This window comes from Ectopseudomonas composti, assembly GCF_900115475.1.
Taxonomy (GTDB): Bacteria; Pseudomonadota; Gammaproteobacteria; order Pseudomonadales; family Pseudomonadaceae; genus Aquipseudomonas; species Aquipseudomonas composti.
The window spans coordinates 1-21139 of sequence record NZ_FOWP01000014.1; the positions used below are offsets into that span (position 1 = coordinate 1).

General features: G+C 61.7%; 21 protein-coding genes and 4 tRNA genes. 14 read left to right on the top strand and 11 right to left on the bottom strand.

Annotation, left to right across the window (positions count from 1 at the left end; all coding sequences use genetic code 11):
- The 3 genes from BM059_RS20815 to BM059_RS20825 form a co-directional block, all read right to left on the bottom strand.
- On the bottom strand, positions 1-241 hold a 241-nt coding region (locus BM059_RS20815; RefSeq protein WP_139220778.1), incomplete at its 3' end, for a helix-turn-helix domain-containing protein.
- A 118-nt stretch (positions 242-359) separates the two neighbouring features.
- Entirely contained in the window at positions 360-1022 is a 663-nt protein-coding gene (locus BM059_RS20820) for a glutathione S-transferase family protein (RefSeq protein WP_037002719.1), read from the bottom strand.
- Between the two features lie 57 nt (positions 1023-1079).
- Entirely contained in the window at positions 1080-1826 is a 747-nt protein-coding gene (locus BM059_RS20825) for a hypothetical protein (protein WP_074941195.1), read from the bottom strand.
- A 243-nt stretch (positions 1827-2069) separates the two neighbouring features.
- On the opposite strand from BM059_RS20825, the gene BM059_RS20830 reads away from it, so the two are divergent.
- The 4 genes from BM059_RS20830 (at position 2070) to BM059_RS20845 (ending at position 2457) form a co-directional block, all read left to right on the top strand.
- Positions 2070-2145 (top strand) — tRNA-Glu (locus tag BM059_RS20830).
- A gap of 15 nt (positions 2146-2160) precedes the next feature.
- Positions 2161-2236: transfer RNA gene (locus tag BM059_RS20835), tRNA-Gly, on the top strand.
- Between the two features lie 46 nt (positions 2237-2282).
- Positions 2283-2358 (top strand) — tRNA-Glu (locus BM059_RS20840).
- Positions 2359-2381: 23 nt separating this feature from the next.
- Positions 2382-2457, top strand: a tRNA-Gly gene (locus tag BM059_RS20845).
- Positions 2458-2567: 110 nt separating this feature from the next.
- On the opposite strand, the gene BM059_RS20850 is transcribed toward BM059_RS20845, so the two are convergent.
- Both BM059_RS20850 and BM059_RS20855 read right to left on the bottom strand, forming a co-directional pair.
- The gene (locus BM059_RS20850; protein ID WP_037004924.1) at positions 2568-2975 is read right to left on the bottom strand and encodes a PA2817 family protein; all 408 of its coding nucleotides are present in this window, start codon (positions 2973-2975) and stop codon (positions 2568-2570) included.
- A 195-nt stretch (positions 2976-3170) separates the two neighbouring features.
- A complete protein-coding gene (locus BM059_RS20855) occupies positions 3171-5618 on the bottom strand; it encodes an acyl-CoA dehydrogenase (RefSeq protein WP_074941196.1) in 2448 nt (815 codons plus the stop codon).
- Positions 5619-5758: 140 nt separating this feature from the next.
- On the opposite strand from BM059_RS20855, the gene BM059_RS20860 reads away from it, so the two are divergent.
- The 6 genes from BM059_RS20860 to queF all read left to right on the top strand — a co-directional run bounded on the left by BM059_RS20860 (position 5759) and on the right by queF (position 13672).
- Complete coding sequence (locus BM059_RS20860; protein WP_037004920.1) at positions 5759-6421, top strand: transglutaminase-like domain-containing protein; 663 nt, start codon at positions 5759-5761, stop codon at positions 6419-6421.
- Positions 6422-6575: 154 nt separating this feature from the next.
- Positions 6576-7508 carry an ABC transporter ATP-binding protein gene (locus tag BM059_RS20865; RefSeq protein ID WP_037004918.1) on the top strand — a complete coding sequence of 311 codons (933 nt, stop codon included), beginning with the start codon at positions 6576-6578 and terminating at the stop codon, positions 7506-7508.
- A complete protein-coding gene (locus tag BM059_RS20870) occupies positions 7505-8299 on the top strand; it encodes an ABC transporter permease (protein WP_037004916.1) in 795 nt (264 codons plus the stop codon). Before BM059_RS20865 ends, BM059_RS20870 begins: the two co-directional genes overlap by 4 nt.
- Before the next feature lie 165 nt (positions 8300-8464).
- Complete coding sequence (locus BM059_RS20875; RefSeq protein ID WP_037004913.1) at positions 8465-9487, top strand: efflux RND transporter periplasmic adaptor subunit; 1023 nt, start codon at positions 8465-8467, stop codon at positions 9485-9487.
- Positions 9484-12552 carry an efflux RND transporter permease subunit gene (locus BM059_RS20880; RefSeq protein WP_074941197.1) on the top strand — a complete coding sequence of 1023 codons (3069 nt, stop codon included), beginning with the start codon at positions 9484-9486 and terminating at the stop codon, positions 12550-12552. Before BM059_RS20875 ends, BM059_RS20880 begins: the two co-directional genes overlap by 4 nt.
- A gap of 289 nt (positions 12553-12841) precedes the next feature.
- Positions 12842-13672, top strand: a complete 831-nt coding sequence (gene queF, locus BM059_RS20885) for an NADPH-dependent 7-cyano-7-deazaguanine reductase QueF (RefSeq protein ID WP_074941198.1) — start codon at positions 12842-12844, stop codon at positions 13670-13672.
- Positions 13673-13738: 66 nt separating this feature from the next.
- Here queF and BM059_RS20890 read toward each other — a convergent pair whose 3' ends face one another.
- From BM059_RS20890 to BM059_RS20900, 3 genes are all read right to left on the bottom strand, one after another.
- A complete protein-coding gene (locus BM059_RS20890; RefSeq protein WP_021490580.1) occupies positions 13739-14005 on the bottom strand; it encodes a DUF4404 family protein in 267 nt (88 codons plus the stop codon).
- 116 nt (positions 14006-14121) lie between these two features.
- Positions 14122-14841 (bottom strand): HAD superfamily inactivated hydrolase PcrP, encoded by a 720-nt coding sequence (locus tag BM059_RS20895; protein WP_074941199.1) that lies wholly within the window; start codon positions 14839-14841, stop codon positions 14122-14124.
- 62 nt (positions 14842-14903) lie between these two features.
- Positions 14904-15314, bottom strand: a complete 411-nt coding sequence (locus BM059_RS20900) for an acyl-CoA thioesterase (RefSeq protein WP_074941200.1) — start codon at positions 15312-15314, stop codon at positions 14904-14906.
- A 105-nt stretch (positions 15315-15419) separates the two neighbouring features.
- Between BM059_RS20900 and BM059_RS20905 the strand changes: the two genes are divergently transcribed.
- On the top strand, positions 15420-16124 hold the full coding sequence (locus BM059_RS20905) for an MlaA family lipoprotein (RefSeq protein ID WP_037004903.1): 705 nt from the start codon (positions 15420-15422) through the stop codon (positions 16122-16124).
- 57 nt (positions 16125-16181) lie between these two features.
- Here the strand turns inward: BM059_RS20905 and BM059_RS20910 are convergent, their stop codons facing one another.
- A complete protein-coding gene (locus BM059_RS20910; RefSeq protein ID WP_074941201.1) occupies positions 16182-16481 on the bottom strand; it encodes a PilZ domain-containing protein in 300 nt (99 codons plus the stop codon).
- A gap of 214 nt (positions 16482-16695) precedes the next feature.
- On the opposite strand from BM059_RS20910, the gene rssB reads away from it, so the two are divergent.
- Together rssB and rssC are read left to right on the top strand one after the other, a co-directional pair.
- Complete coding sequence (gene rssB, locus BM059_RS20915) at positions 16696-17880, top strand: two-component system response regulator RssB (RefSeq protein ID WP_074941202.1); 1185 nt, start codon at positions 16696-16698, stop codon at positions 17878-17880.
- 8 nt (positions 17881-17888) lie between these two features.
- Positions 17889-18371: an anti-sigma factor antagonist RssC gene (rssC, locus tag BM059_RS20920; RefSeq protein WP_026088796.1), complete on the top strand. Its 483-nt coding sequence runs from the start codon at positions 17889-17891 to the stop codon at positions 18369-18371.
- A 131-nt stretch (positions 18372-18502) separates the two neighbouring features.
- Here the strand turns inward: rssC and tal are convergent, their stop codons facing one another.
- The gene (gene tal, locus BM059_RS20925) at positions 18503-19429 is read right to left on the bottom strand and encodes a transaldolase (RefSeq protein WP_074941203.1); all 927 of its coding nucleotides are present in this window, start codon (positions 19427-19429) and stop codon (positions 18503-18505) included.
- 195 nt (positions 19430-19624) lie between these two features.
- On the opposite strand from tal, the gene BM059_RS20930 reads away from it, so the two are divergent.
- Positions 19625-19924, top strand: a complete 300-nt coding sequence (locus tag BM059_RS20930; protein ID WP_037004891.1) for a winged-helix domain-containing protein — start codon at positions 19625-19627, stop codon at positions 19922-19924.
- Here the strand turns inward: BM059_RS20930 and dusA are convergent.
- Positions 19921-20922, bottom strand: coding sequence for a tRNA dihydrouridine(20/20a) synthase DusA (dusA, locus tag BM059_RS20935; RefSeq protein ID WP_074941204.1), 1002 nt, complete (start codon positions 20920-20922; stop codon positions 19921-19923). The two genes, BM059_RS20930 and dusA, sit on opposite strands and share 4 nt — an antisense overlap.
- Positions 20923-21139 lie beyond the last annotated feature (217 nt).

The window sequence follows — 21139 nt, forward strand, 5'->3', positions numbered from 1 at the left end:
GCAATTGCACCACCGCTTGCTCCAACTCCGGATCGCTGCGCCCTGGGCTGCTCAAAGGCCGCCGAGATCGATCCTGCAGGCCCGTATCACCTTGCTCACGGTACCGATCCAACCACTTGTAACCAGTCCTGGGACTGACGCCATACCGGCGACAAAGCTCCCGCACATTGCTTTCGGGTTGCCCCGCCAACAGAACAAATTCACGCCTTATCGACATAGTGCTGCGCTCCGGCCACGGCATCACTCGATCTCCCGATTCGATGAACCCCGTAAGCCTAAATGCGTTACCTATGTCTCCCGACACCCGTTACCTATGTCCCCCGGCTGAACACACGGCGCACCCTACGAAACGGACATATTCAGCGCTTGGCGCCGATCTTCTCCAGCGTACGCAGCTCGCGCGGCAGTAGCTGCTGCGTGGACGCGAGATTCTTGATGCGCACGTAGTGCGCCATCAGCTTCGGCCAGCGGCCTGAGTCCAGGGTTTCCCCGCCATGCTCCATGTTGATCAACTGGCTGGCCAGTGCCAGGTCGGCCATGGACAGCTGTTCGCCGAGGAAATACGGCGCGTCGCCCAGTGTGGCCTCAAGGTAGTCGAAATTGCTGGGCAGTCTGTCCTTGAGCGCCTGCTGCACCTTTTCCTCATCGCATGGCTGGCCCATGGTGGCCTTCAGCACGCGGTTGCGGAACACGGTGAAGGTGCATAGCGGTGCCAGCTCGTAGTCCGCGTATTTTTCCAGCCAGCGCACTTTGGCACGCTGCTCCGTATCGGCGCCATACAGCGGTTTTTGCTCTGGGTAGCGCTCCTCCAGGTACTGGCAGATGACGCTGGAGTCGGCCAGTTTGAGGTCGCCATCGCGAAAGGCAGGAATTCGCCCCAGGGGGTTGAGCTCGCGAAACCAGTCCGGTTGGCCGAAAGGCATGACCACTTCGAGTTCGTAATCCAGGCCCTTCTCGATCAGGCACAGGCAGAGTTTGCGGACGAAGGGGGAAAGTGGTGCCCCATATACGGTCAGGCTCATTGCAGCTCCTATCGGCGATCAGCGGGCTCGATTGAGCGAGGGCGAGCAAACGGCCGCTCAGTCGTAGATGTTCTTCTTCTTCCAGTCGTCGTCTTCCAGGCCCTTCAGACCTTCGGTCAACTGGCTGGGTTCTTCTGCGATGGGAGCACTGTTGTTGAGCAACATGGCATTGGCGCGCGCCAGCTGCTCCTCGAAACGCTTGAACTGGGTCTGATAGGGCGTGGGGTCAGGCTGCTTGCGCAGGTACTGTACGCCGCGTTCGAAGGCCAGACGGGCCTGGCCGGGCTGGTTCTGCTGCATGGCCGCCTGGCCCAGGGTGCTGAAGAACTCGATATGCACCAGCACCAGCATCTGGCGAACCTGCTTGAGCCAGTGCTTGCCGTCGTTGGCAGGCAGCAGGCCGCCCTGTACCGAACCGGTAATCAGGGCATGCAGATTTTCCAGCAGGAAACGCACGTCCTTGGCCTTGGCTTCGTTGGCGATGGGCTGCGGCGGGTTCTTCACGGCAATGGATTCGCCTTGAGCGACCTGGGCCTTGAGTGTGTCGATATCGCGCTGTAGCGTGGCGTTCTGTTTATCCAGTGGCAGCAGGCGTTCGCTGACCTGCAGCTGCAACTGACTCAGCAGCAGCTTCAGCTGTGGCGTCATCAACTGGCCGGGCATGCGTTCGGAGATGTCCTGGCAGCGCCGAATGCGGTCGAGCAGGTCGGCGCGCTGGCGTGCTTTCTCCAGTTTGCTGTTCTCAACGGCATGGTTGACGTAGGCAATCACCATCAGCAAGGCGATGCCGCCGACGATCAACATGGTTATCACGAGTGCGGACACTGCTTGGGACCTCTCGAGAATCGACTTTTCGACCGAGTGTAGTGGCTTGCTCGCATGGCTCCTAGTGGCATATCGATTTATGGGCTGAAGTCTTTGATTTTAAAAATTTTTTAGAGAGAGGTTGACGACCCTTGAAAGGCTCCATAGAATGCGCGCCACTTCCAGCGCAATGCCAGAAACAGAGCGAAGGAAGCCGGAAAGTTGCTTGATGTTCCGGGGTGTGTCCCCTTCGTCTAGTGGCCTAGGACACCGCCCTTTCACGGCGGTAACAGGGGTTCGAGTCCCCTAGGGGACGCCACTTTCAAGCTGTAATGCGGGAATAGCTCAGTTGGTAGAGCACGACCTTGCCAAGGTCGGGGTCGCGAGTTCGAGTCTCGTTTCCCGCTCCAAAATTTGGAAATTTTGCTTCGGCAGGATTTCAAACGAAGTTCCAAGGTCCCCTTCGTCTAGTGGCCTAGGACACCGCCCTTTCACGGCGGTAACAGGGGTTCGAGTCCCCTAGGGGACGCCATTTTTGTTGTACCAAGTTGTATTGCGGGAATAGCTCAGTTGGTAGAGCACGACCTTGCCAAGGTCGGGGTCGCGAGTTCGAGTCTCGTTTCCCGCTCCAAATAAACGAAAACGCCGCTCAATCGAGCGGCGTTTTCGTTTCTGTCGTTTGTAATACACAAAACAACAGGCCCGCCGGTTTACCGTGCGGGCCTGTTGTTTATTGGCAGATCAGTGCTTGGAGCCGTCGGTGGGCAGGGCCAGCAGTTGCTTTTCCTGGTTCCAGTCGAAGGGCTCGTCGTTCTCCTCGGCTTCGAAACGGCGCTCGTCGAGGGCCTGGTACAGGGCGATTTCCTCGTCGGGCATGAAGTGCAGGCAGTCGCCACCGAAGAACCACAGCAGGTCGCGCGGTACCAGATGGGCGATCTGCGGGTAGCGGTGGAACACCTGGCTGATCAGGTCCTGGCCCAGGTACTGGCTGGAAACCGGATCAAGCGGTAATTCTGCGAGCAGTTCGTCGTAGCGCTCGAGGAACAGGGCGTGGCTGTCGTCGAGCACCTGTTCGGCTTCGCCCAGGGCGACGAGAATGCCGCGCAGGTGGTTGAGCAGGGCGAGGTGGTGGTCGAGATGGCTGGCCATGATGCAGGTTCCTGAAGGGTAAAACGGGCGCAGGAGTATAGAGTTCCTGGCGCCCGCTGTCCTGTTTGGCTGGCCTTTGTGTAGGAGGGGGCTTTCGGCTCGGGCATCCTGCTTCGCTCTACCTCCTGCATCCCTGCAGTCGTAGCCGCGATACAAGAAGCTCGCGGCTGAAGCCCCTCCCACGAGCGGCTCGAGTCAGCGCACCTTGCCGCGGCTCAGCTTGAGCTCTTCCTTGGCGAAGTCGTCGACGTCGATCACCCGACGCCGCGCCGCTTCGGCCGCTTGCAGGCGCTGGCCCTGCTCACCGTCGAGGATACCGGCGGCAATTGCCGCCTCGATGACATCCTGGCCCGGTGCTGGCTGCAGGCTGCCGTCCTTGAGTGCCTGATGCAGGCGCTTGCGCGCATCCTGGCTGGCCTGTACCAGGTTCAGCGCATGCTGCAATGCCCCAACCGAATCCTGGTCGGCCTGCGGGCGGTAGCAACCTTCCAGTACCGCTTCCAGTGCCGGATCGCCGGCCTGGCGGCCGATGATCGCGGCCACTTCGGCGTCCAGTTCGTCGCTGGGTCCCTGATGGCGGCGGCCCAGCGGGAACACCAGCACTTTCAGCAGGCAACCGAACAGGCGGTTGGGGAAGTTGCTCAGCAGGTCATCCAGCGCTTGCTCGGCGTGGCAGAGGTTTTCCTCCATGGCCCAGCGCAGCAGCGGCCGAATGGCTTCCGGGTAGTCCAGGTCGTGGTAGCGTTTGAGTGCGGCCGAACCCAGATAGAGGTGACTGAGCACATCGCCGAGGCGCGCAGATAGACGCTCGCGACGCTTCAGGTCGCCACCGAGCAGCATCATGCTGCTGTCGGCGCACAGGGCGAAGGCTGCGGCCAGACGGTTGAGGGCGCGGTAGTAGGGCTGGCTGAGGTCGTCGCCGGGCACCTGGCCCAGACGGTTCAACGTCAGGCCAAGGAGGAAGCTGCTGGCGGCGTTGCCGACGGCGAAGCCGATATGGCTCATCAGCAGCGAGTCGAACTCGACCAGTGCCTGGTCCTTGTCCTCACGGTCGGCCAGAGACATTTCCTTGAGCACATACGGATGGCAGCGGATGGCGCCCTGGCCGAAGATCATCAGGTTGCGCGAGAGGATGTTGGCACCCTCGACGGTGATGAAGATCGGCGCACCCTGCCAGGAGCGGGCCAGGTAGTTGTTCGGGCCCATGATGATGCCCTTGCCGCCGTGCACGTCCATGGCGTGGCCGATGCACTCGCGTCCGCGTTCGGTCAGGTGGTACTTGAGGATCGCCGACAGCACCGAGGGTTTCTCTCCCAGGTCGACGGCGTTGGCGGTGAGGATGCGCGCGCTGTCCATCAGCCAGGCGTTGCCGCCGATGCGCGCCAGCGCCTCTTGAATACCCTCGAAGGCGGCCAGTGGCACGTTGAACTGCTCACGCAGCTGAGCGTACTGGCCGGTGGCGAGGCTGGTGAACTTGGCGGCGCCGGTACCGACCGCTGGCAGGGAGATGGAGCGACCGACCGACAGGCAGTTCATCAGCATCATCCAGCCTTTGCCGAGGTACTCCTGGCCACCGATCAGGTACTCCAGTGGAATGAACACGTCCTTGCCCGAGTTCGGCCCATTCATGAAGGCAGCGCCGAGGGGCAGGTGACGACGGCCGATTTCCACGCCGGGGGTATCGGTAGGGATCAGCGCCAGGCTGATGCCCAGGTCTTCCTTGTCGCCCAGCAGGTGATCCGGGTCGTAGGCCTTGAAGGCCAGGCCAAGCAGGGTAGCTACCGGGCCGAGGGTGATGTAGCGCTTCTCCCAGTTCAGGCGCAGACCGAGCACTTCCTCGCCATTGTACTGGCCCTTGCAGATGATCCCGGTATCCGGCATGGCGCCGGCGTCAGAGCCGGCCAGTGGGCCGGTGAGGGCAAAGCAGGGGATGTCATCACCGCGCGCCAGGCGCGGCAGGTAGTGCTGGCGCTGTTCGTCGGTGCCGTAATGCAGCAGCAGTTCGGCTGGGCCGAGGGAGTTGGGCACCATTACGGTGGAGGCCAGATCGCCGCTGCGGGTCGCCAGTTTCATCGCCACCTGCGAGTGGGCGTAGGCCGAGAAGCCCTTGCCGCCGTATTCCTTAGGAATGATCAGGGCAAAGAAACCGTGCTGCTTGATGTGCTCCCAGGCCTTCTCCGGCAGATCCATCTGCTGGCCAACCTGCCAGTCACTGATCATCGCGCAGAGCTCTTCGGTGGGGCCGTCGATGAACGCCTGCTCCTCTTCGCTCAGCTTGGCCTTGGGATAGGCCAGCAGCTTGTTCCAGTCGGGCTTGCCACTGAACAGCTCGCCGTCCCACCACACGGTGCCGGCTTCGATGGCGTCACGCTCGGTGGCCGACATCGGCGGCAGTGCGCGTTGGAACCAGGCGAACAGCGGGCTGGTGAACAGTTGTCGGCGCAGATCGCCGAGCAGGATGAGCGCGGCTATGGCGCCGGTGACGATCCACAGCAGCAGTTGCAACCAGCCCGGTACCGGGCTGAACAAGGCCATGGCCACCAGGTAGGTTGCGGTGATGCCGAGGGCGGGTAGGGCGGCGGTACGGCTATGGGCCAGGTAGGCGACCCCAAGCAGCAGAACCAGCAACCAGATGACGAGCATGTGCATTCCTCCATGATTCGAGCGGGCGACGCCCCGAGCATAGCCATAAATGGCGGCAGGGGCGGTGAGCTTGGCCGGATCGTCGTCAACGTGGCGCAATCGGCGGGTTTAGACTGAAGCGAACTTCAGGAGTACCCGTCATGCAAACCTGTCTACGTCCCGGCCGCTTCATTGACAGTGACCACCCAGCGGTAATCGAGTTCGCCGAACGTTGGCGTGGCGCCTCACGAGAACCGACCAGTCAGGCCGTGGCCTTGTATCTGGCGGTGCGTGACGAGGTTCGCTACAACCCTTATGCCTTCAGCCTCGATGCGCAGACATTGAAGGCCAGTCATGCCCTGGCGGCAGGGGAGTCCTACTGCGTGCCCAAGGCCAATCTGCTTGCCGCCTGCGCCCGGCATTGTGGCATTCCTGCGCGTATCGGTCTGGCTGACGTGCGCAATCATCTGTCGACACCGCGCCTGCTGGAGCTGCTGCGCAGCGAGGTGTTCGCCATGCACGGCTACACCGAGCTGTATCTGGATGGGCGCTGGGTCAAGGCCACGCCGGCGTTCAACGAAGCGCTGTGCCGGGTGTTCAAGGTAGCACCGCTGGAGTTCGACGGCATGCATGACAGCGTTTTCCATCCCTACAACGACAAAGGCGAACGCTACATGGAGTACCTGCACGATCACGGCCAGTTCGAAGATCTGCCCGAGCAGTTGTTCTTCGGGCATTTGCGCGGTTGTTATCCGCATCTGTTCGAGGCCGGTGCGCTGCAACTGAGTGGCGATATGCAGCGTGAGGCAAGTGTTATCGACTGAGTCGATAATCAAGATCGCCAGGACGGCCTTTTCTCCGCGCGTCAGGGTCGGTAGGGTGCATGCCAGCGAAGAGCGGACGAAACAGATAGTTGCAATCGAGCGTCTTCGCCCTCATCTATAACGACTTCACTCTCGCGCGGGAAACCCCATCTTCATGAGCTCCGCCCTGACCATTCGCCAGTTGACCAAGACCTACGGAAACGGCTTCCAGGCCCTGCACGGCATCGATCTGGACGTTGCCGAAGGTGATTTCTTCGCCTTGCTCGGCCCCAACGGCGCCGGCAAGTCCACCACCATCGGCGTGCTTTCCACGCTGGTGAACAAGAGCAGCGGCACGGTCAGTGTGTTTGGCCATGACCTCGACCGCGAGCCCTACGCGCTCAAGCGCTGCCTGGGCGTGGTGCCGCAGGAATTCAACTTCAACCAGTTCGAGAAGGTGTTCGACATCGTCGTCACCCAGGCCGGCTACTACGGCATTCCGCGCTCCATCGCCAAGGAGCGCGCCGAGCAGTACCTGACTCAGCTCGGCCTGTGGGACAAGCGCGACGTCGCCTCGCGCGAGCTGTCCGGTGGCATGAAGCGTCGGCTGATGATCGCCCGCGCCCTGGTGCATCAGCCTCGCCTGCTGATCCTCGACGAGCCGACCGCCGGTGTGGACATCGAGTTGCGTCGCTCGATGTGGAGCTTCCTCACCGAGCTGAACAAGCAAGGCACCACCATCATCCTCACCACTCACTATCTGGAAGAGGCCGAGCAGCTCTGTCGCAACATCGGCATCATCGACCACGGCCGCATCGTCGAACTGAGCAGCATGAAGGATCTGCTTAAAAAGCTGCACGTCGAGACCTTTTTCTTTGACCTCAAGGACTCCTACAGCACGGTGCCGACGCTGCAGGGCTATCCCGCACGCCTGGTCGACCACCACACTCTGGAAGTGCAGGTGGAGAAGAGTCAGGGCCTCAATGCGCTCTTCCAGCAACTGGCGCAACAGCAGGTCGAGGTACTCAGCCTGCGTAACAAGAGCAATCGCCTGGAGGAGCTGTTCGTCTCCCTGGTGGAAAAGAACCTGGCCAAGGTGGCGCAATGACCTCTCAGTACCTCAACAGCGAATTTGCCGCCAATCTGGTGGCCCTGCGTACCATCGTTCACCGTGAAATCCGCCGTTTCGTGCGCATCTGGCCGCAGACGCTGCTACCGCCAGCGATCACCATGGTTCTGTACTTCGTCATCTTCGGTAACCTGATCGGCCGGCAGATCGGCGACATGGGCGGCTTCACCTACATGGAGTACATCGTGCCGGGGCTGATCATGATGTCGGTGATCACCAACAGCTACGGCAACGTGGTGTCGAGCTTCTTCGGTAGCAAGTTCCAGCGCAACGTCGAGGAGTTGCTGGTGTCGCCGGTGTCGCCGCACACCATCCTCATCGGTTTCGTTGTCGGGGGCGTGTTGCGCGGGCTGGCGGTGGGCGTGATCGTCACCATCCTGTCGCTGTTCTTCACCCATCTGCAGGTACATCACCTGGGGGTGACGGTACTGGTGGTGTTGCTGACGGCGACCATCTTCTCCCTGGGCGGCTTCGTCAACGCGGTGTATGCGCGCAACTTCGACGATATTTCGATCATCCCGACCTTTGTGCTGACACCGCTGACCTATCTGGGCGGGGTGTTCTATTCCATCAGCCTGCTGCCGCCGTTCTGGCAGACAGTGTCGCTGGGTAACCCCATCCTGCACATGGTCAACGCCTTCCGCTATGGCATTCTCGGCGTGTCCGACATCAGCATCGGCGTGGCTATCGGCTTCATGTTGCTGGCGACCGCGGCGCTCTATACGCTGTGCATTCGCTTGTTGATCAGCGGGCGCGGCATGCGTCAGTGACGTTTGCCGCTCATGTAGGAGCGGATTTATTCGCGATTCTCGCGGCTAAAGCCGCTCCTACAGAATGTGGCGGCGACCGAAAAAACATAGCGAAATAACTTGCGCATCTGTCAGTGACGCAGCAGCCGGTTAGACTCCGCCTCTACCAAGAAAAAGGGGCTGATCATGACCGTGCTGCTACGTGCTCTTCCATGGCTGTTGCTAGGCGCATTCGCTCTGCCAGCGAGCGCAGCCGACGGGCCTATGGTCGAGGTCGTGCCCGTGCGGCAAATGGAAGTGCGTGACGAACTGATCACCTTCGGTTCGCTGCGCTCCGACGAGTCGGTGATGATCCGCCCGGAAGTGGAAGGGCGCCTGGCTACCCTGCATTTTCGCGAAGGCCAGGCGGTGACTGCTGGCGACCTGCTGGTCAGTCTCGACGACGCGATTACCCGTGCCGAGTTCGCCCAAGCTCGGGCCAATCTCGATCTTGCCGAGAAGAACCATCAGCGCGCGCAAATGCTGTTCCAGCGTGGCGCCAGCAATGCTCAAGCGCTGGACGAGGCGCAGAGCCAGTTGCAGGCCGCGCGTGCCAGCCAGGCCCTAGCCCAGGCGCGGCTCGACAAGACCCAGATCAAGGCGCCATACGACGGCACGCTCGGCCTGCGCCAGGCCAGTGTCGGCGACTACCTCAGCGCGGGGCAGAACATCGTCAACCTGGAAGTGCTCGACCCGCTGAAGGTCGACTTCCGTATCCCGCAGAAAGCCGTGGCCCAGGTTCGCCTCGGCCAGACCGTGGAAATCACCCTCGATACCTACCCGGGCGAACGTTTTCGTGGCGAGATCTTCGCCATCAACCCGCGCCTCGACGAAGCTGGGCGCAGCCAGGCAATCCGCGCGCACATAGCCAACGATGATCGCCGCCTGCGTCCGGGCCAATTTGTGCGCGTTTCGGTGATTCTCGAAGAACGACCCAATGCGCTGGTGATCCCCGAAGAGGCGGTGATGCCTCAGGGTGACAAGCTGCTGGTCAACCTGGTGGTAGGCGGCAAGGTCGAACGCCGCGAGGTCATCCTGGGCAAGCGTTTCGATGGTCTGGTGGAGGTGCGTGACGGCCTGCAGGGCGACGAGACGGTGATCAGCGCCGGCTGGCAACGCGTGCGTGAGGGCCTGGATGTGCGTACCAAGAGCGGGGAGCGCCAGCCGTGACGCTCTCCGACGTTTGCATTCGCCGGCCGGTATTCGCCACCGTCCTGTCGCTGATTGTGGTGCTGCTGGGCCTGATGGCCTACGACCGCCTCAACGTGCGCGAATACCCCAACATCGACGTGCCCATCGTCACCGTGCAGGTCACCTATCCCGGCGCCAGCCCGGAGATCATGGAATCGCAGGTGGCGCAGCCGGTGGAGGACGTGCTCTCCGGCATCGAAGGCCTGGATTTCGTCACCTCCATCAGCCGCGCGGAAAACACCCAGATCACCGCGCAGTTTCGCCTCGGCCGCAGCGCCGACGAAGCCGCCAACGACGTGCGCGACCGCCTGGGACGGGTACGCAGCCTGCTGCCGGACGAGGTCGACGAGCCTATCGTGCAGAAGGTCGAGGCCGACGCCCAGCCGGTGGTGTGGATCGCTTTCCACAGCCAGCAGCACAGCGCCATGGAGATCACCGACCTGCTCGAACGGGTGATCAAGGACCGGCTGCAGACGATCCCAGGGGTCTCCGAAGTGCAGGTGCGCGGCGCCCGTACCTTCTCCATGCGCATCTGGCTCGACCCCGAGAAGCTCGCCGCGCACGACCTCACCGTGCAGGACGTGGAAGACGCTCTGCGCCGGCAGAACGTGGAGATCCCGGCTGGGCGCATCGAGTCGCGCGAGCGTGAGTTCAGCGTGCTGTCGGAAACCGATCTGCGCACGCCGGAGCAGTTCAACGAGCTGATCCTCGACGACTCGCAGGGTTACCTGCTGCGCCTGTCCGATGTTGGCCGCGCCGAGGTGGGGCCGCGCGACGAACGCACCGTGGTGCGTTTCAACGGCTTGCCGGCGGTGACTCTGGGTCTGGTCAAGCAGGCCACGGCCAACCCGCTGGATATTTCCGACGGCCTCCAGGCCGCCTGGCCCGATGTCAAGGCGCTGCTGCCCGACGGCATGAAGATGACCGTGGCCAACGACAATTCGCAGTTCATCCGCGAATCCATCGACAACGTTTTCACCACCATTTGGGAGGCGGTGGCGCTGGTCATCCTGATCATCTTCATCTTCCTGCGTTCGTTGCGTGCCACGCTGATTCCGCTGGTGACCATTCCGGTATCGCTGATTGGCGCCTTCGCCCTGATGTCGCTGATGGGCTTCACCATCAACACCCTGACGCTGCTGGCCATGGTGTTGGCCATCGGCCTGGTGGTGGACGACGCCATCGTCATGCTGGAGAACATCCACCGCCATATCGAGGCGGGAATGAAACCCATGCAGGCGGCGTTCAAGGGCAGCCGCGAGATCGCCTTCGCGGTGATTGCCATGACCCTGACCCTGGCTGCGGTATTCGCTCCTATCGGCTTCATGCAGGGCACCACCGGCAAGCTGTTCACCGAGTTTGCCTGGACCCTGGCCGGCTCGGTGCTGGTGTCCGGCTTCGTTGCGTTGACGCTGACGCCGATGATGTGTGCGGTGTTGCTTAAGCCGCATCAGCACAACGAGCAGCATGGCCGGGTGTACAACCTGATCGAAGGCTTCCTCAACGGCCTGACCTATAGCTACAAGCACAGCCTGGACCGTGCCCTGCGTGCCTGGCCGTTGGTGCTTGGCGTACTGTTGGGTGCCTTCGTGCTCTGTGCCTGGTTGTTCGGTGGTCTGCGCTCGGAGCTGGCGCCGACCGAAGACACCGGCACCATCGTCGGCGTCTTCAATGGCCCGGACGGTGCCACCATCGATTACACGGCGCGCTATGGCCGCGAGGTCGAGGCCGCTTATGCGAGCATTCCGGAGACCAATCGCTATCTGATGGTCGCCGGCTTCCCCACGGTGGCCCAGGGCATCTCTTTCATGAAACTGGAGGACTGGAGTGATCGTTCGCGTACCCAGTTCGAGATTCGCAACGAGCTGCTGCCGCAGTTGCAGGACATCGCGGGTATGCGCGTGACCCCGGTCAACCGGCCGCCATTAGGGCAGAGTGCGCGCAACCAGCCGATCAACTTCGTCGTGCGTTCGTCCATGGAATACGCCGAGCTGCAGGGGTATGTCGATCAACTGATGGAGCGCTTGCGTGATTATCCGGGGCTGGAGGGGTTGGACAGCGACCTCAAGCTCAACTCGCCGCAGCTCAAGATCACCGTCAACCGCGAGCAGGCAACAGCGGTTGGCACCGATGTCTCGGTGATCGGGCGCAGCCTGGAAAGCCTGTTCGGCAGCCGTCAGGTGACGCGCTTCAAGCAGAACGGCGAGCAGTACGACGTCATGGTGCAACTGCAGGATATCGACCGCAGCAATCCGCAGGACCTGGATCGTGTCTACGTACGTGATCGCGACGGCGGCATGGTGCAGCTGTCCAACCTGATCGAGGTGCGTGAGACCGTCGCACCGCGCGAGCTCAACCACTTCAATCAGTTGCGTGCGGTGACCATCAGCGCCAACGTCGGCACCGGCTACACCCTGGGTGAGGCACTCAATCATCTGGAGGTCGCCGCACGTGATGTGTTCCCACCGGAGACGCAATACGACTACACCGGCACTTCGCGTGACTTCAAGGAGTCCAGCTCGGGCATCCTGCTGATCTTCGCCCTGGCGCTGGCCTTCATCTTCCTGGTGCTGGCGGCGCAGTTTGAGAGTTTCAGCGACCCGCTGATCATTCTGTTCAGCGTGCCCCTGTCGATGGCCGGGGCCTTGCTGGCGTTGAAGCTGTTCGGCGGCACCTGGAACATCTACTCGCAGATCGGCCTGGTGACCCTGATTGGCCTGATCACCAAGCACGGCATTCTTATCGTCGAGTTCGCCAACCACCTGCTGCGCGAGGGCAGGGCGCTGCGTGAAGCGGTGATCGAGGCGTCGGTGCAGCGCCTGCGGCCGATCCTGATGACCACCGGTGCCATGGTCCTGGGCTCGCTGCCGCTGGCCATCGCCACGGGTGCCGGGGCCGAAAGTCGCCAGCAGATCGGCCTGGTGATCGTCGGCGGGCTGCTGGTCGGTACCTTCTTCACCCTGTATGTGATCCCGACGCTGTATCTGCTGCTGCGCCGTTGGGCGCCGCTGCGCAAGATCGAAGAGGAGCCGGTGGCGGTCTGAATCCTGTGGGAGGCGCTTTTGCGGCGAGCTTTTGCAGCCGTCGCGGCTACGACTGCAGGGAGGCAGGAGGTAGAGCGAAGCAGGATGCCCGAGCCGAAAGCCCCTCCCACGGTTCACTGGGTGACTGATTGTCGTTGTAGGAGCGAGCTCTGCTCGCGAAGCTTCTGGCGGTAAGGCGATTCGCGAGCAGAGCTCGCTCCTACAAAGCTCTGCCTGGTGCTTCGCGGGTGCGAAGCGATGGCCAACTCGTTAAACTCGCGCGGTTTTTCGCCACCCTGGATTGCGCATCATGCAGCACCCCGCTGAACACTCCCCGCTGGGCAAGTCCAGCCGGTACATCGCCGAGTACAGCCCCGAGCTGCTGTTCCCCATCTCGCGCACGACCAAGTGGGCGGAGTTGGGGCTCGATGGCGCCAACCTGCCGTATCAGGGCGTCGACTACTGGAACTGCTACGAGCTGTCCTGGCTGCTGCCGTCCGGCAAGCCGGTAGTAGCCATCGGTGAGTTTGCGATACCGGCCGATTCGCCGAACATCATCGAGTCGAAGTCCTTCAAGCTGTACCTCAACTCCCTGAACCAGTCGGCCTTCGCCAACTGGGACGAGGTGCAGGCCACCCTGGTACATGATTTGTCGAAAGTGGCCGGCAAACCGGTGGCGGTGCGCCTGCGTTCGCTGGGCGAAGTGTCTGAGGAGGGCGTGGCGACGCTGCCGGGTCAGTGCATCGATGAGCTGGACATCAGCGTCAGCCAGTACGACCACCCGCAGCCCGAACTGCTGCGCTGCGACGCCGGCCGCGTGGTGGAGGAGAGCCTGCACAGCCATCTGCTCAAGTCCAACTGCCCGGTGACCGGCCAGCCGGACTGGGGCAGTCTTGTCGTGCAATACCGCGGTGCCGCGCTGGATCACGCCAGCCTGCTGGCTTATCTGGTGAGCTTCCGTCAGCACGCCGATTTCCACGAACAGTGCGTGGAGCGCATCTTTCTCGATCTGCAGCGCTTGCTGCAGCCGCAGTCACTGACCGTCTATGCGCGTTATGTGCGCCGTGGTGGGTTGGACATCAATCCGTATCGCAGCAGTGAGGCGATCACGCCGGAAAATGGCCGTTTGGCGCGTCAGTAGCCCATGAAAAATGCCGCTAAATAGCGGCATTTCTTGGGGCGCTGGATGTCATTCGGGGCTGGGCATTCAGATGCCCATGTTGGCCAGGCTCTGCATGATGTTGCGCAGGGTGCCGGCGAGGGTGGGGTGGCTGGCTTCGAAGCGCTCCACCGCCAGATTGACGCCATCGACCAGCGTGGCGTCGGGTGCTGACGCGGCTTCGCGCGCCAGTTGCACCTCGATTTCCTGGGTTAGCAGGTAAAGCGATGCGCGTTCTTCCTCGCTGAGCGGCGTGTCCTGGGCCAGGTGTTGCTGAAGGGCTTCCAGTTGCTGCTGCAGGTCGCTTGCTGGCATAGAGTTCTCCTTATCAAATCAGCATAGGCATTGACCCCCAGCGACGCCGGAAGTTTTCAGCCTGTACCTGAAGGTTAATCCAAGCACGCGGGCTTTGCCTGATCCGAGTCAAGCACTCAGGGTTTTTCGCCTTTGCTGCGACGTATACCGATATCTTCCAGGCTGGCGTCGATTTCACCCAGATGATCGATCACTGAGTGCACACCCAGACGATAGAGCTGCAGCGTGGCGTCGGCGCGCAGGCGCTCCTGTGCGCTTACGTCGAGCGCGTGCCAGTCAGCCGGTGCATAGCCGCAGAGTGGGCCGCAGGCAGCCAGGCCTATGGTCCAACAGCCGGCATTGAGCCCGGCTTGCAACAGCAGTGGGTTGCCGCTGACGACAATGCAGCCATCCAGCCGCTCGACACCCAATTGACTCAATGCCTGCCAGCAGCTATCAGGCGCCGGCCAGCACCGGGTTTGACTTGTCACTACTGCTTCGACAGCAGTCGGCAAGGCCTCGGCCAAACGCAGGCTGGCGTCGGCGGGCAGGGCATCGAGCCAGGCGCAAGGTATGCCGTTGCCATGTAGCGCAGCGAGCAATTGAGCGGCACCGGGTGTCAGTTCGCCATGCTCGCCGGCCACTTCGCTCAGCGTCAGCTGCAGAGCCTGCAGCTGGGCAGTGTCGGGAACCGCCCCCAGTATGCTGGCCAGGGCCAGTTCGACAGTGTTGGCGAGGGCGGGGCGTTCACGCTGCGGATACAAGCGCTGTAGCGCGACTGGCAGGGTACGTGCGCCGAAATCGACCAGGCAGCCGGAAAGCTCGAAGATCAGCGCGGTTGGGGAGGTGTGGGGCATGAGGTCATCCGTGGCGGTAACCCCAGCCAATCTAGCGCCTGCGGATGACCGAAAGATGACCGTCAGGTTACGCCGAAGAGCGTGCGCACGTGCTCGGGCAGGGCCACGGAATGGCCTTTGGCATGATCGATCCACACCAGCTTGCAATAGCCCTCACCGTAGACCGTCTGTGGATCTTCCACTGTCATCAGCTTGTGTTCTATCACCAGACTGCTGCGTCCGACTGCGCCGGCGCGCAACTCGACCACTACGGTGGCAGGGTGCACCACGGGCTTGAGATAGGTGTGCTGGGTCTGCAGCACCACCGGGCCGAACGGCACGTTGCTCATCGCTACGCCGGCCAGCTCGAACCAGGCGACACGGGCCTCTTCCAGATACTGCATGTAGATGATGTTGTTGACGTGCCCGTAGCTGTCCATGTCGCCCCAGCGTACGCGGATGTATGCGGTGTGTAGCAAGGTTTCATCGGTCATCGCATTTCTTCGCTATGCTGCCCAATCAGAGCTCCAGGCTTTATACTACGCGGCCTTCGGCCCGTTGGCGGTGGCCACATTGTTTCCCTCAAGGAGAGATTTCAAATGCATGTGATCGGTGCTCGCTGGATCGCGCGCCTGGGTGGCCTGATGGCCCTCGTTGGCCTGAGCCTGCTGCCTGCGATGAGTCAGGCCGCTTCGGAAGAAGATCCGTGGGAAGGTTTCAATCGTCCTATCTTCCGCTTCAACGATACCGTCGACACCTATGCGTTGAAGCCGATCGCACAGGGTTACCGGGCGGTCACCCCGCAGTTCCTCGAAGATGGCGTACATAACGTCTTCGGCAATATCGGCGACGTTGGCAATTTGGCCAACAACCTGCTGCAGGGCAAGCTGCACAACGCCGGTGTCGATACCGGCCGCCTGATCTTCAACACCACCTTCGGTGTACTGGGCTTCTTCGACGTAGCCAGGCACATGGGCCTGCGCAAGAGCGACGAGGACTTCGGCCAGACTCTCGGCGTCTGGGGCCTCAACAGCGGGCCTTACCTGGTGATTCCGTTCCTTGGCCCAAGCACCGTGCGTGATGCCACCGGTCGCGTGCCGGACAGCTTCCTGACGCCGTATCCGTATATTGATCACGTACCAACTCGCAACGTCACCCGTGGCATGCAGGTGGTCGATACGCGCGCCAACCTGCTGCAGGCCGAGCGCTTGGTGAGCGGTGACAAGTACATCTTCATCCGCAACGCCTACCTGCAGAGCCGCGAGTTCAAGGTCAAGGACGGTCAGGTCGAAGACGACTTTTAAGTTCTGGCAGATGCAAAAAAGGCGGCTCTAGAGCCGCCTTTTTCGTAAAAGCAGATTTCAGCTCATGGCGATGATCGCCAGCCCCAGCGACTGGCGACCGTCGCCGAGATCGCTGACGCGAACCACTTCGGCCTGAGCATCGAGACCGGGCAGTTCGCTGTGCTCGGAGGGGATGTGGACCTTGACCTTGTCGCCCATGCTCAGCGCGACTTCAGCCTCGATTTGCATGCCAGTACTGGAAAGATCCAGGCACAGTGCAGGAATTTCCCGGCCAGCATGATGGAGGACGACTGCTGCTTCCAGTCGCATGCGGATGTAGTCGCGTTTCTCGCTGTACGCTCGATCATTCTGACTCATGGACCCTGTCCTCTTCTTATGAGCTCTCCCGCGGCTCTTATAACCCTCGTCGATTTGACCTGTAAAGCCGCCGAACGACGACCGGTCCCGGCTTGAATCGGCCGGCAGATGGGAGTACCGTCTGCCCCTTGAAATCGCCCTGGCGCTACTGATGTGGCGCCGCGCCACGGGCAGTGACCAAAAATTGCCCTGGCGCAGTTTGCCTGGATACCCCATGCACAAAACCAGTGCCACTCTGCTGATCATCGACGACGACGATGTCGTACGTGCAAGCCTCGCGGCCTACCTCGAGGACAGCGGCTTCAAGGTGTTGCAGGCCAACAACGGATTGCAGGGGCTGGAAGTGTTCCAGCAGGAAGGCCCCGACCTGATGATCTGCGACCTGCGCATGCCGCAGGTCGATGGACTTGAACTGATCCGTCGTATCAATGTGCTTGGCGTCGACGTACCGGTGATCGTCATTTCCGGTGCTGGCGTGATGAACGATGCCGTTGAAGCCCTGCGTCTCGGCGCTGCCGACTACCTGATCAAGCCTCTCGAAGACCTTGCAGTGCTGGAGCATTCCGTGCGCCGTGCGCTCGATCGTTCGCGCCTACGGGTCGAGAACCAGCGCTATCGCGAGAAGCTGGAAGCCGCCAACCGCGAGCTGCAGGCCAGCCTGCACCTGCTGCAGGAAGACCAGAATGCCGGCCGCCAGGTGCAGATGAACATGCTGCCGGTGACGCCCTGGCAGGCCGATGGCCTCAACTTCGCGCACCAGATCATTCCTTCGCTGTACCTGTCGGGTGACTTCGTCGACTACTTCCGTATCGACGAGCGCCGTATCGGCTTTTACCTGGCTGACGTTTCCGGCCACGGGGCGTCCTCGGCGTTCGTCACCGTACTGCTCAAGTTCATGACCACGCGCCTGCTCTACGAGTGGCGACGTGGCGGTACGCTGCCGGAGTTCAAGCCTTCCGACGTTCTCGGCCACATCAACCGTGGGCTGATCAACTGCAAGTTGGGCAAACACGTGACCATGCTCGGCGGCGTGATCGATGAGGAGAGCGGCATGCTCACCTACAGCATTGGCGGGCATCTGCCGCTGCCGGTGCTGTTCGAGAATGGCCAGGCGCGCTACCTGGAAGGCCGTGGCTTGCCAGTCGGCCTGTTCGAGGAAGCCGAATATGGTGACCTGGAAATGCAGTTGCCGGAGTCTTTCAGTCTGACGCTGCTGTCCGACGGCATTCTCGACCTGCTGCCGGGTGACACGCTGAAAGAGAAGGAATTGGCGCTGCCACAATTGGTTAGCCAGGCTGGCGGTACGCTGGGTGGTTTGCGTCAAGTTCTCGGTCTGGCCAATCTTGGCGAGATGCCGGATGATATCGCCTTGCTGGTGTTAAGCAGGAACCTTGCATGAATCCTGGGATAAGCCCCGGTCGCATCCAATTCGCCGAGCAGGATGGAACATTCGTCCTGAAGTTTGTCGGTGAAGTCCGTCTGACGCTGTGTTCAGCACTGGATGCCACGATTGAAAAGATTTTCACCGCGTTGAATTTTTCGGCCATCGTCATCGATTTGACCGAAACCCGCAGCATCGACAGCACCACTCTCGGTTTGCTGGCGAAGCTGTCCATTCTGTCGCGGCAGAAGGTGGGCTTGTTGCCGACCGTTGTCACCACTCACGACGACATCACGCGCCTGCTGGAGTCCATGGGCTTCGATCAGGTGTTCAACATCGTCGATCGGCCGATTCCCTGCCCGGATTGCCTGGATGATCTGCCTTCGCAGGATCAATCAGAAGAGGTTGTGAAGGCCAAGGTGCTGGAAGCGCACCGCATCTTGATGGGGCTCAACGACTCCAATCGCGAGGCGTTCCACGATCTGGTCAGCGCGCTCGAGCGGCACTGATCGATTGCTTTCCTGTAGGGTGCGCTGTGCGCACCGATATCTGCCAAGAAAGTCGTTGGTGCGCACAGCGCACCCTACCTTCGAACTCGCAATGAAAAGGGGCGTCAGCTTGGCTGGCGCCCCTTTTTCATTCAGACCTTGGCGGCCAGTAGGGCTTCGAGTTTTTCCTGATCGCGGGCGAACAGGCGGATGCCTTCAGCCAGCTTCTCGGTGGCCATGGCGTCTTCGTTCAGGGCCCAGCGGAAGCCACCTTCATCGAGGCTCTGACGAGGTTCGCCGGTAGCGCCAGGGGCAAGCTGGCGACTGAGTTGGCCATCGTCTTCGGCCAGTTTCTGCAGAAGGTCGGGGCTGATGGTCAGGCGGTCACAACCGGCCAGCGCTTCGATCTGACCAAGGTTGCGGAAGCTCGCCCCCATCACCACGGTGTCGTAGCCGTTTGCCTTGTAGTAGTCGTAGATGCGCGTGACCGACTGCACGCCAGGATCATCGTTACCTACAAAATCACGGCCCTCGGTCTTCTTGTACCAATCGTAGATGCGCCCCACGAACGGCGAGATGAGGAATATGCCAGCATCGGCACAGGCCTGCGCCTGGGCGAAGGCGAACAGCAGGGTCAGGTTGGTCTGTACGCCGGCTTTTTCCAACTGCTCGGCGGCGCGGATGCCTTCCCAGGTGGAGGCGATCTTGATCAGTACGCGTTCACGACCGATACCGGCTTGTTCATACAGACCGACCAGGCGTTCGGCGCGGCGCAGGGTCGCGTCGGTGTCGAATGACAGGCGTGCATCTACCTCGGTGGAAATGCGTCCCGGGATGACCTTGAGGATCTCCTGGCCGACGGCAACCGCGAAATGATCGCAGGCCAGGCCCAGGTCGCCCTTGCCAGCGCCCACCGCCTGATTCAGCAGATCGGCATAGCGGGGCAGTGCGGCGGCCTTGAGCAGCAGCGAGGGGTTGGTGGTGGCATCCACCGGTTGCAGGCGGGCGATGGCGTCGAGGTCGCCGGTGTCGGCGACTACGGTGGTGAACTGCTTGAGTTGTTCCAGCTTGGAGGTCATGACGGGGCCTTGTCGTTGCAGATGGCATGACCTTACCCGAGGCGCCGCAGGCGCTCAACGGTCGGATCACTGACAAAATTTACCTTTCGGGGCTGTGCTTTTTGCCGGTTCGTTCGTCTTTATCTATGACGGTACGGGAGAACGTACCGAAGCCGGTGGAGTCCGACTTCTGATGAGCCGCCAAGGAGCCCGAACATGTCGACCCAAACCCCGTCTCCTCGTTCAGTCGTCGGCGGGCCGGATACCCGCCAATGCCGCGAATGGCTACAGGCCGTCGGGCTGCGCTTCAGCATGCCCCGGCTCAAGGTGGTGGAGGCGCTGTGCGGCGCCAATGACGAGCAGGGCGTATCCGCGCGCGAATTGCACCGGCAACTGAACGAGGCCGGCGAGCCGCTATCACTGGTCAGCGTGCGCCAGGTGCTGCGCCGCATGGAAGAAAACGGCCTGGTACAGACGACCGGGCGCAGTCGCTATCGACTCAGCGCGCGGGGTTAATGCCCGCGTAGCAGTTCTGCTGCCTGATCGAGCAACGCCAGCGGGTCCTTCACCTTGTGGATGTCCACCGACAGCAGTTGGCGGAAACGCCGCGCACCGGGGAAGCCCTGAGCCAGGCCGAGTACGTGACGGCTGACGTGATGCAAGGTGCCGCCCTCACGCAGATGCTGCTCGACATAGGGTTTGAGTGCGAGCAGGGCATCCATGCGGGTGATGCCCGGGTCTTCGGCGTCAAACAGGCGGCTATCGACCTGCGCCAGCAGATAGGGGTTGTGATAAGCCTCGCGGCCAAGCATCACGCCGTCGAAGGTCTGCAGGTGCTGCTCGCATTCCTCCAGCGTCTTGATGCCGCCGTTGAGGATGATCTCCAGATCCGGGAAATCCTCCTTGAGTTGGGCGGCGATGTCGTAACGCAGCGGCGGAATCTCGCGGTTTTCCTTTGGCGACAGGCCTTCGAGGATGGCGATACGGGCATGCACGGTGAAGCTGCGGCAGCCGGCGTCGCGCACCTGGCCGACGAAATCGCACAGTTCGGCGTAGCTGTCACGGCCGTTGATGCCGATGCGGTGCTTGACCGTCACCGGGATGCTCGTGGCGTCCTGCATGGCCTTCACGCAGTCGGCGACCAGCGCCGGATGGCCCATTAGGCAGGCGCCGATCATGTTGTTCTGCACCCGGTCGCTGGGGCAACCGACGTTCAGGTTCACTTCGTCATAGCCATGTGCTTCGGCCATCTTCGCGCAAGTCGCCAGGTCCTGCGGGTTGCTGCCACCCAACTGCAGGGCAATCGGGTGTTCGCATTCGCTGTAACGCAGAAAACGCTCGCGATCACCGTGGATCAGCGCACCGGTGGTGACCATCTCCGTATAAAGCAGGGCATGGCGCGACAGCTGGCGCAGGAAGAACCGGCAGTGGCGGTCCGTCCAATCCATCATCGGCGCCACGGAAAAGCGGCGAGACAGCGTGGGCGGCGTGGTTACGGCGTTTTCTAGAGGCATTTGGGATGACGCGTTCTGACGTGTTGACGGGGTTTTCAGGCAAGAAACTCTGGCGCGGCGCTGTTCTACTGGTATCCGTCGCGCAGTGGCGCAACTGCTGGCAGCGGCGTGCAAGTCTACCAGAGCTGTGACTTTTCTCTCGCGGCGCGTATCGGTTTAACGCTACAAGCTGCATGCTTTCGGTCGAGCCGTTCTCCAGACAGCGGCCAAATAACAA